Here is a 2,198-nt window from a genome sequence, read left to right on the forward strand (position 1 = left end):
GAGGTTGGTTGTGAAGTAAAGCAAGTGAAGTTCGGCTTGAGAAATTTAATTAACTTCGACTTTAAGGCTATCAAATATTTAAAACAATGTGACTATGTTTTTGATATTGGAGAAGGAGATAGTTTTACAGACATATACAAACTACCGAGGTTAATTAATCAATCCATAACAAAAATTTTGGCCAAATTGTTTTGTGGTAAATTAATTTTAGCACCACAAACCTATGGCCCATTTAACTCGAATATTGCCAAGTTAATAGTAAGATTCACGCTACTTTTTGCTGATAGAGTTTACTCTCGAGACATACTTTCAAAATCAGTCGTTAGTAAGTTAACATCCAAACAAGTTGAAGATTTTACAGATTTAGCATTTTCATTACAGTTTACTCCAACTACAGAAAAATCAGACGAAAGTATCGATACTCTAAAAGTAGGAATTAATGTTTCAGGCCTACTATATAACCAATCTTTAGCTAGTAATAATTTTGCCTTGAAAATGAAATATCATACGTACACAGAAAACTTAATTGAATATTTTTTAGCTAAGAATATAGAAGTATGTCTTGTTCCACATGTCATTAGCAAAATTGTAATGGAAGATGACGTAAGTATTTGCCAGCGCCTTCAAGTTAAATACCCACAAACTACAGTAGCTCCGGTGTTCGATAACCCTTCTAAGATTAAAGGATATATATCAAGATTTGACTTTTTTGTTGGTGCAAGAATGCATGCCACAATTGCTGCCTTTTCTGCTGGGGTACCCGTCGTTCCATGTGCCTATAGTATGAAATTCAAAGGGGTATTCGAAAATTTGGGTTATAACGCTGTTGTGGACGCTAAAGAACTTTCAACAGAAGATGCTTTCAACAAAACAATTGAAATGTTTGATAATAGGGAGCAACTAACAGAAGCTATCCAAGAAGGTAACTTGGTTGCGAAAACTAAGTTAGGTAATTACAAATCGAGATTAGTGGAGTTATTTAATGAAAAAAGCAATAGGTAAAGTTCTTGCTAATGATCTTTGCACTGGTTGTGGGATTTGTAGTTACTTTTCAGATGAAATAAAAATTGTCGTCAGCCCTGCGGGTTATAATCGACCTGACATTACAAATGCTCCTGAAGACCCAGTGCTTGAGAAGAAATTTAGTAAAGTTTGCCCTGGCTTAAATTTAGATATCAATAGTGTAAGAAAAGACAACTATGACGGTATATGGGGGCAAATAGAAAGTATCAACGTGGGTTACTCTACTAATAATGCCCTAAGGCAATCAGGCTCTTCTGGAGGGGTAATATCAGCTCTTAGTAATTACCTTGTACAAAACAATATTGTCGACTTTGTTATTAATATTTCGCAAGGACTAAATTTAGATAATGTTAGTTCTTTAAAGGGCAAAGTTTACGATTTTCGCGAATCAGCTGGGTCAAGGTATTCACCAGCGTCACCATGTGATCTTATTCGTAAATTAGATTTGTCAAAAAAATATGCATTTGTGGGTAAGCCATGTGACGTGGCTGCAGTCTATCAATTAAAACAACAAGAACCATTGGTCGCAAATGCAATCACTCATTTACTTTCATTTATGTGTGCTGGCACACCAAGCTTTAAAGGTACAGAAGAAATATATTCCAAACTAGGCGTAAACAAAGAGAATGTAAAATCGATTAGATACAGAGGTAATGGCTGGCCAGGATATACAACTATTGTTTCAGACCAAGATGAAGAATTTAGCATGTCGTACAACAACGCTTGGGGTGGAATTCTAAATCGCCATTTACAAACCAGATGTAAATTATGTGTAGACGGCATTGGTGAGTTTGCTGATATAGTTTGCGCTGATGCATGGGATTGTGATGACAATGGTTACCCATTATTCGAAGAGAATGACGGTAGATCTTTAGTTATTTCACGCAATAAAATAGGCAATGATTTAATAAACAACGCAAAATTGTCATCAAATATAGTTTTAGACGATTTTGATATTAACACTTTAGATAAAATTCAACCTTTTCAATTTTATAGAAGAGTATCTATTTTTTCTCGATTACTAGCTTTCAGATTTTTGGGTTTAACTCCACCCAAATATAAGGGCTTTGATTTATTTAAGTCAGCGCTTAAAGGTGGACTCTATCTAAATACAAAATCATTTTTAGGACTAGTCGCTAGACGTAGAAAAATAATTAAACAAAAGAGTCTGTAAA

Annotated in this window: 2 protein-coding genes; both read left to right on the top strand. The window is 34.4% G+C overall.

Annotated elements, in window-relative coordinates; genetic code table 11:
• Positions 1-1,002 (top strand): polysaccharide pyruvyl transferase family protein (locus tag AX660_RS18430; protein WP_068380270.1); only part of this gene is annotated, 1,002 nt, incomplete at its 5' end.
• A complete protein-coding gene (locus AX660_RS18435) occupies positions 983-2,197 on the top strand; it encodes a Coenzyme F420 hydrogenase/dehydrogenase, beta subunit C-terminal domain (protein WP_068380272.1) in 1,215 nt (404 codons plus the stop codon). The genes AX660_RS18430 and AX660_RS18435, both read left to right, overlap by 20 nt.
• Position 2,198: the final 1 nt, after the last annotated feature.

The organism is Paraglaciecola hydrolytica, assembly GCF_001565895.1.
In the GTDB taxonomy this organism is placed as follows: domain Bacteria; phylum Pseudomonadota; class Gammaproteobacteria; order Enterobacterales; family Alteromonadaceae; genus Paraglaciecola; species Paraglaciecola hydrolytica.